This window comes from Streptomyces sp. NPDC059874 (genome assembly GCF_042731135.1).
Classification (GTDB): Bacteria; Actinomycetota; Actinomycetes; order Streptomycetales; family Streptomycetaceae; genus Streptomyces.
On sequence record NZ_JBHWJY010000052.1, the window covers coordinates 1 to 7,166 of the forward strand.

The 7,166-nt window shown below is 72.6% G+C and carries 7 protein-coding genes; 4 read left to right on the forward strand and 3 right to left on the reverse strand.

Annotated features, from left to right (window positions below):
- Nucleotides 1–142 precede the first annotated feature (142 nt).
- The 3 genes from ACFV9H_RS26475 (at nt 143) to ACFV9H_RS26485 (ending at nt 2,976) form a co-directional block, all read left to right on the forward strand.
- A complete protein-coding gene (locus ACFV9H_RS26475; protein WP_385402680.1) occupies nt 143–760 on the forward strand; it encodes a hypothetical protein in 618 nt (205 codons plus the stop codon).
- 150 nt (nt 761–910) lie between these two features.
- Nucleotides 911–1,714 carry a hypothetical protein gene (locus ACFV9H_RS26480; RefSeq protein ID WP_385402683.1) on the forward strand — a complete coding sequence of 268 codons (804 nt, stop codon included), beginning with the start codon at nt 911–913 and terminating at the stop codon, nt 1,712–1,714.
- A complete protein-coding gene (locus tag ACFV9H_RS26485; RefSeq protein WP_385402686.1) occupies nt 1,711–2,976 on the forward strand; it encodes an ATP-binding protein in 1,266 nt (421 codons plus the stop codon). Before ACFV9H_RS26480 ends, ACFV9H_RS26485 begins: the two co-directional genes overlap by 4 nt.
- Before the next feature lie 558 nt (nt 2,977–3,534).
- On the opposite strand, the gene ACFV9H_RS26490 is transcribed toward ACFV9H_RS26485, so the two are convergent.
- From ACFV9H_RS26490 to ACFV9H_RS26500, 3 genes are read right to left on the reverse strand one after another with little or no spacing between them, the layout of a single operon-like run.
- Nucleotides 3,535–3,801, reverse strand: coding sequence for a hypothetical protein (locus ACFV9H_RS26490; protein ID WP_385402688.1), 267 nt, complete (start codon nt 3,799–3,801; stop codon nt 3,535–3,537).
- A 10-nt stretch (nt 3,802–3,811) separates the two neighbouring features.
- Nucleotides 3,812–4,528 carry a TetR/AcrR family transcriptional regulator gene (locus tag ACFV9H_RS26495; RefSeq protein ID WP_385402690.1) on the reverse strand — a complete coding sequence of 239 codons (717 nt, stop codon included), beginning with the start codon at nt 4,526–4,528 and terminating at the stop codon, nt 3,812–3,814.
- 23 nt (nt 4,529–4,551) lie between these two features.
- Complete coding sequence (locus ACFV9H_RS26500; RefSeq protein WP_385402693.1) at nt 4,552–5,481, reverse strand: diiron oxygenase; 930 nt, start codon at nt 5,479–5,481, stop codon at nt 4,552–4,554.
- A 201-nt stretch (nt 5,482–5,682) separates the two neighbouring features.
- Here ACFV9H_RS26500 and ACFV9H_RS26505 point away from each other — a divergent pair, with 201 nt between their 5' ends.
- Nucleotides 5,683–6,789 carry a ferritin-like domain-containing protein gene (locus tag ACFV9H_RS26505; RefSeq protein ID WP_385402695.1) on the forward strand — a complete coding sequence of 369 codons (1,107 nt, stop codon included), beginning with the start codon at nt 5,683–5,685 and terminating at the stop codon, nt 6,787–6,789.
- The last annotated feature ends 377 nt before the right edge of the window (nt 6,790–7,166 follow it).

A 7,166-nucleotide genomic window follows, 5' to 3' on the forward strand; every position in this document is an offset into this window, starting at 1 on the left:
CCATCTGGCACAACCGGCAGACGGGAACACCCACCACCCGCTCACTGATCGCCTACGACCACTGACCCGAGCACTTTGGACTTACTCGTCTAGGTTTGTCCCACCTGGAGACGCCAGGCCAGACCAGCACCGAAGGACTCCCGTGAGCACCGTCCGCCGCCGCACTCTCGTTCGCGCCGCCGCCGTGACCGCATGCGCCGGAAGTCTGCTGGCACTGCCCACCGCCGCCGCGCTCGCCGAGGGGGTGCCCGCGGCGACCTCCGCGCACTCCGTCGCCCCGCAGCGCACGCTCGTCAAGACCCTCGCCCTCGCGGACGGGGTGTCCACCGCGCACGTCTACCGGGTCGCGCAGGACGCCTACCAGGCCGACATCCTGGCCGCGGACGGCCACCGGACCACCACCCTGACCAGCCGTGACGGCGTCACCGGCATCGGCGGGGCCGGAGAGCTGCACGCCGCGCTGGCCTCCGACGGACAGCTGACCTCCTGGGTCGGGGACGCCCCCGCGCAGGGCGGTCACGCCATCGCGGGCGACGGGTCCGGATACAAGACCGGGACTCGCAGCGGGCGGGTCGTCCTCGCGTCGGCGAAGGAGAAGGAAGACGTCGTCACGGGGGCGGCCGACGCGCGCCGGCTCAGCACGCTGGCCGACGGGCCGGGTGAGGGCGTGCTGCTGCTCGCCGCGGGCGGAGGCATCGCGGCCGTCGGCGCCGCCGGGCTGGGCTTCGCGATGCTGCGCCGCGGTCGTACGGACGGCTGACGGACGGCTGACGGACTGCTGCCGGCGGGCTACGGATCGCTGACTCGCGTGATCATCATGAGCAGAAAGGGTGTAGATCCGCATAAGGTTGACGCGACCGGCCGGCGTGGCGCGGGCAGAAGGGCGCGGGGTGCTGTGATCGGGTTTCCGTTGCGTGCGGCCACCGCCTGCGCCCTGGGCGCTCTCGTCGTGCTCCCCCTGCTGACCGGCTGCGGCGACACGGGTGGGCTGGCCGGGGCCGGTGCGACGCCGACCGCGCGTGGGCCCGTACACCTGTGGCCGGACCGGCAGGGTGCGACCGTACCGCCCGCCGATCCGGGCGGTGCCCCGCCCGAGTACGTCAAGGGGATCCCGCCGGTGAAGGACCAGGACGTGCACGCCGTCGACCCGGTGGCGCTCGTCCAGGCGGAGCTGCGGGCCCATCCGAACGTGGCCGTCGGCCCCGACGGGATGCCCCCGGAGACCGCCGCCGCGATCCTGGCCTGCGGGGAGGACGGGACGGATCCCGGGACCTGCCCCGTGCTGAAGCCGTACTACCGGGACCTCACGGGCAACGACAAGGACGAGCTGATCATCGGCATCGAGTTCGGCGCCGGCCCGGACGTCCCGGAGAAGGAGATGTCCGTACGGGTGTACACGGCGGATCCCGACGGGCGGCTCAACCGGATCATGGCGACCACGCAGAGCGTGATCACGGTGGAGCTCGCCGGACGGGACGTGATCCTGCGGGCGCCCAGTGGGAACAACGGCTACGAGCTGATCACCGCCTGGTCCTGGGACGAGAAGCAGCTGACCATGCTGCCGACGCGCGAGCAGATCGTACGGGTGCCGGTCAATCCGCAGGCCCCGAGCGGCAAGCCCCGCCCCCGCACCCAGTCCCCCGGTGCCGGCACGGGCAACGGCAACGGGACGGGCCGGGGCACCGGTCCCGGCACCGACACGGGCTCGCCGTGAAGGTCCGGCTGCCCGCCTGGACGGCCACGCTGACGTGGAAGTCGGCGTGTTTCATCGTGGTGATGTGCTGCACGCTGGCGGCGCTGCTGGGCGCTCTCGTACACGTCGAGGTGACCCGGCAGACCGTGGCCACGGCCCGGGAGAAGGCACTCGGCAAACTGCACGACGTCTCGCGCGCCTACGAGGCCGGCGAGGCCCTGCCGCCCGGTTCGGGGCTGGATCCCGCGGGGCTCCCGCCGAAGCTGCGGGCGCTGGCCGTCGGAGGGCGCCGGGGCACGATGGTGGCGGACTTCGAGGGCCGCCCGAGGATGTGGGCGGCAGCGCCGGCGGACGGGCGGGCGCTGGCCACCGCCATCGACTACGAGCAGAGCGCGCGCACGATCAACGGGCTGGACAACGCGATCATCGGGTCGTCGGTGCTCGCGATCGGCGGGACCCTGCTGGTGGGTGCCTTCGCGGTGACCCGGGTGACGCGGCGGCTGCACCAGACGGCGACCGTGGCCCGCCGGATCACCCAGGGCGACTTGGACGCGCGGGTGGGCGACCCGCGCACCAAGGACCCCTCGCGGCACCAGGACGAGGTGTCGACGGTCGCCGGGGCGCTGGACACGATGGCGGGGAGCCTGCAGACGAAGCTGGAGAGCGAGCGGCGGTTCACGGCGGACGTGGCACACGAGTTGCGGACGCCGCTGACGGGTTTGCAGGCGGCGTCGGAGCTGCTGCCGGAGGGCCGGCCGACGGAGCTGGTGCGGGAGCGCGTGCGCACGATGCGGCAATTGACGGAGGACCTCCTGGAGATCTCCCGGCTGGACTCGCGCAGCGAGGTGGTGGAGACCGACCTGCACCAGCTGGGGCGGCTGGCCGGGCGGGTGGTGCGGGCGTCGGGGACGGACACGGAGGTGGTCGTGGTCCGGGACGCGCACGTGGAGACGGACCGGCGGCGGCTGGAGCGGGTGCTGGGGAACCTGGTGGCCAACGCGCACAAGCACGGGCGGGCGCCGGTGGTCCTGACGGTGGACGGGCCGGTGGTGACCGTACGGGACCACGGGGACGGGTTCCCCGACTACCTGATGGAGCACGGGCCGCAGCGGTTCCGGAGCGGCGGGGGCAAGGGGCACGGGCTGGGGCTGACGATCGCGGTCGGCCAGGCGGAGGCGATCGGCGCGGAGCTGTCGTTCCGGCGGGCGGAGGGGGGCGGGGCCTTGGCGGTCCTGGTCCTGCCGGAGCCTCCGGCGGGGTTGGCGGGTCCGGGCTCGGCGTAGCCCTGCCCCCTGCGGCCGCGGCTCCGCCCCGCGCCCCGACCCCGCGCCTCAAACGCCGGCGGGGCTGGATTTGCCCGGCGGCGTCCCTGCCCGTTCCGACGGGGACGGGGGTGTGCCGGGGCGTCCCCGCAGGGCGTCGAACTGGGCCGCCCTCGGCCCTCCGACCCCTGGAAACGTTCGGCGCCCGAGGAGACGCCCCGGCGCGGCCCCGGCCCCGGCGGAACCAGCCGGGTCCCGCTCAGCCGGTGCGGCCGGGTGGGCAGGCGCGCCTCAAAAACCGGGGCTCCGCCCCGAACCCCGCGCCTCAAACGCCGGCGAGGCTGGATTTTGCCCGGGCTCGCCTCAAAGACCCGGGGCTCCGCCCCCGACCCCGCGCCCCAAACACCGGCGAGGCTGGATTTCGCGCGGGCTCGCCTCAAAGACCCGGGGCTCCGCCCCCGACCCCGCGCCCCAAACACCGGCGAGGCTGGATTTCGCGCGGGCTCGGCTCAAAGACCTGGGGCTCCGCCCCGAACCCCGCGCCTCGAACGCCGGCGGGGCTGGGTTTGGCTCTGCGCGTCAGTCCCGCGGGGGCTTCGTCCAGGGCCAGCGGGGCTTCGGCTTGGTGCCGTCGGGGCGGTAGGCGTACTTCCAGCCCTTCTGCAGGCCCAGCCGCTTGGTGTAGCCCGACGGGACGCGCTCGTACAGCAGCACCGTCGGCGGGCCGTCCGGCGTCGGGACCGGGATTTCGTACCACTTCGGCGGGTGGCCGGTCGGGCCCAGCAGGATCGGGAGGACCCGGCCGTCCATCGGGCCGCCCTCGAAGGGGGTGGGTTGGCTTCTCACCGCACCAGTGTCACAGGAGGTGGGCGGCCTCCGAGACCACCGGGATGACGCGCCGGGCCAGGACGCCGACCGGGCCGTCCGCCGATTCCAGGGCGAGGGCCGCCCGGGCGGCGGCGGCCGTTTCGGGGTCGGTGGCCGCCGTGGCCGTGAGGAGGGCGATGAACTGGTCCACCAGCCAGTCCCGGAGCGACTCGACCTCCGGCTGCTTGCCCTCGTCGATCCAGATGAGGGAGGCCCCCTCGACCGCCGTGATCCAGGTGCGGACCATCATCCGCAGCCGGGGCCCCGGCGACGGGACGGACAGGTGGACGAGGATCTGGTCGGCCGCCGCGCGGCGGATGCCGTCCACGGTGGCCGTCGTACGGGAGGTGGAGACGACGCTGCCGCCCTGGAGGAGGGCCGCGAAGCCGGCGTCGTGTTCGTCGACGAAGGCGAGGTAGCGGTCCAGGGCGCGGCTCAGGCGTTGGGTGAGGGGGCCTTGCTGCGGTTCGGCGAAGCAGAGTTCGAGGATGTCCGCCGCCGATCGCAGGGCGGCTTCGTACAACTGCTGCTTGCCGCCCGGGAAGTAGCGGTAGACGAGCGGGCGGGAGACCCCGGCGGCCTCGGCGACGTCGTCGAGCGAGACCTCCTCCGGGGCCCGGTGCGCGAACAGCGAGAGGGCGGCGTCGAGGAGTTGGGCTCGTCGCTCCTCGACGCTCAGCCTGCGGTAGGCGCGTGCGGTCGTCATGTCCGCAGGGTAGACGACCGTCCTTACGCGAGGAGGCCCGAGCTCTTCCACAGTCGGCGGCCGACCCCGCGCAGGACGCCTATGTCGTCGAGGAAGTCGGTGAGCCGCTTGGCTCCGGTCTGCATGACCTCGCGGCGGTGGCCGCTCGCCCTGACCTGGGCGACGGCTTCGCGGCGGTCGAGGCCGATGTTGTCGTAGACGGTCGGGTTCACGAAGGCCACCGAGAACACGCGGGCGGCCTCGCCGCAGCTGATCCGGGTGAGTTCCTGCTCCCAGCGCGGGGCGGTGAGCATCTGGCGGCGCAGTTCCTCGCGGGCGTAGCGGACGTGCCGGGCCTCCTCGATGACGTGGATCCGGGTCACGCCGCGGACGAGGGGCTGGACGCGCTCGTCCGGGAAGGTGAGGCGCTGCATCCAGTCGAGGATCTCCTCGCCGAGGAGGGTGCAGGCGAAGGAGCCGGGGGTGGTGGAGACGGTCTTCAGGATCCGGGCGAGGTTGTGATTGAGGCGGGTGACCGGGTAGTCGGGGGCGCCGGACTGTTTGATCAGGCGGGCGAACATCATCGAGTGGCGGCATTCGTCGGCGATCTCGGTGAGCGCGTAGCGGACGTGGTTGCTGGTCAGGGACTTGTCGTAGATGTGCCGGACCAGCAGCTGCATGAGGATGATCTCGAACCAGATGCCGAGCGAGCCGAGCGCGGCCGCCTCGTGGCGGGAGAGGTCGATGCGCTGCTCCTCCCCCATCTTCTTCCACAGTGGGGTGTCGTAGAGGGAGAGCAGCTCGGGCGGCCAGTAGTACTTGCCGTCGATGGGCGGGGTGTCCCAGTCGAGTTCCTTGTCGGGGTCGAAGGAGTGTTTCGCCGAGGATTCGAGCAGCCGCTCGGCGATCTGTTCGCGGTCCTTGAGGAGGCCGAGGGCGTCCCTCAGCTGGGCTCGGTCGGTCACCGTCGTCATGGCTTCGGACACCTCGTGGTTGGGTTACCGGCGGTCACTGCTGCAGTCACCGTTTATGAGACTGCTTGTCAGCAAGGTCGTCAATCCCTCGCGCACGACTTGTTGACTGCGCGTCTACCAACGTGTGACGCTGCCAACTGTCCAGTCCTGTACGGCAGTACGCGGCTTCGGTACGCGACTTCGCGTGACAAGGGGGCGTCAGTGTCGACGCACGAGCTCTACACCAAGGACCCGGGCGAGGGTGTCTGGCAGATCCCCTCCTCCGGCTCGGCCCGCTTCAGCTGGGAGTACGACGAAGGCCGCGAACGCCTCCTCGCGCTCTACCAGAAGGGCAAGGACAAGCAGTGGGACGGCGCCAAGCGCATCGACTGGGACATCGAGGTGGACCCGTACGATCCGCTGGGCACCCCGGACGAGGTCCTGACGCTGTACGGAACCCGGCACTGGGCCAAGCTCACCGACGAGGACAAGGGCGAGCTGCGCCGGCACTACGCCGCCTGGAACTTCAGCCAGTTCCTGCACGGCGAGCAGGGCGCGATGGTGTGCGCGGCGCGCATCGTGGAGTCGGTGCCGGACCTGGACGCGAAGTTCTACTCCGCCACGCAGACCATGGACGAGGCCCGGCACGCCGAGATCTTCGGGCGCTTCCTGCACGAGAAGGTCGGGATGCTGTACCCGATCAACGACAGCCTCCAAGGGCTGCTCGGCGACACCCTGCGCGACTCCCGCTGGGACATGCCGTACCTGGGCATGCAGGTGCTCATCGAGGGGCTGGCGCTGGCCGCGTTCGGCATGATCCGCGACACGACCGACAAGCCGCTGCCGAAGCAGATCCTGGCGTACGTGATGCAGGACGAGGCCCGCCACGTGGCCTTCGGGCGGATGGCGCTGCGCGACTACTACAAGCAGCTGACGGACGCCGAACTGCGCGAGCGCGAGGAGTTCGTGATCGAGGGCTGCTACCTGATGCGGGACCGGCTGCGCGGGGTGGAGGTGCTGGAGAACTTCGGCATCCCGAAGAAGGAGGCGGAGGAGTACAGCGAGCAGTCCGAGTTCCTGCACCTGTTCCGGAAGCTGCTCTTCAGCCGGATCGTGCCGTGCGTGAAGGACATCGGGCTGTGGGGCGAGCGGCTGCAGAAGGCGTACCTGGACATGGGCGTCTTCGAGATGGGCGACTCGAACCTCGACCTGCTGATGAGCCAGGACGAGGAGATCGCCGAGGCCCTCGACCGCGAGCGGTTCGCGGCCGAGGAGTCCGAGCGGGTGGCGGAGGTACGCGCGGCGATCTCGGACGGAGCCGACTCCTAGCGCGGAGGGCCGGGCCGGATGGGTGCGCCGCGCGCCGCCGGGGTCGGGTGCGCGGTGGGGCGCGGACGCGGGGGTTCGGCGGGACGGCCGCGTGCCCCCCGCGCCGCCGGGGTCGGGTGCGCGGTGGGGCGCCCCCGCAGGGCGTCGAACGCAACCACCCTCCGCTTTCCGGCGCCTGGAAACGTTCGACGCCCGAGGAGGTGCCCCGCCGCGCGCCCGGCCCCGGCGGCCCTGGCCACGCGGGGCGGCGGGGGTGGGCCGCTGCGCGGAGCCGTCCCCTACCCGCCCTTCCACCGTTCCGGGGGGGGGGGGGGGGCGGCGCCCGCGCGCGCCCGGCGCCCCCGGCCGGGCCGGGCCGGGCGGGGGGGGGGGCGGGC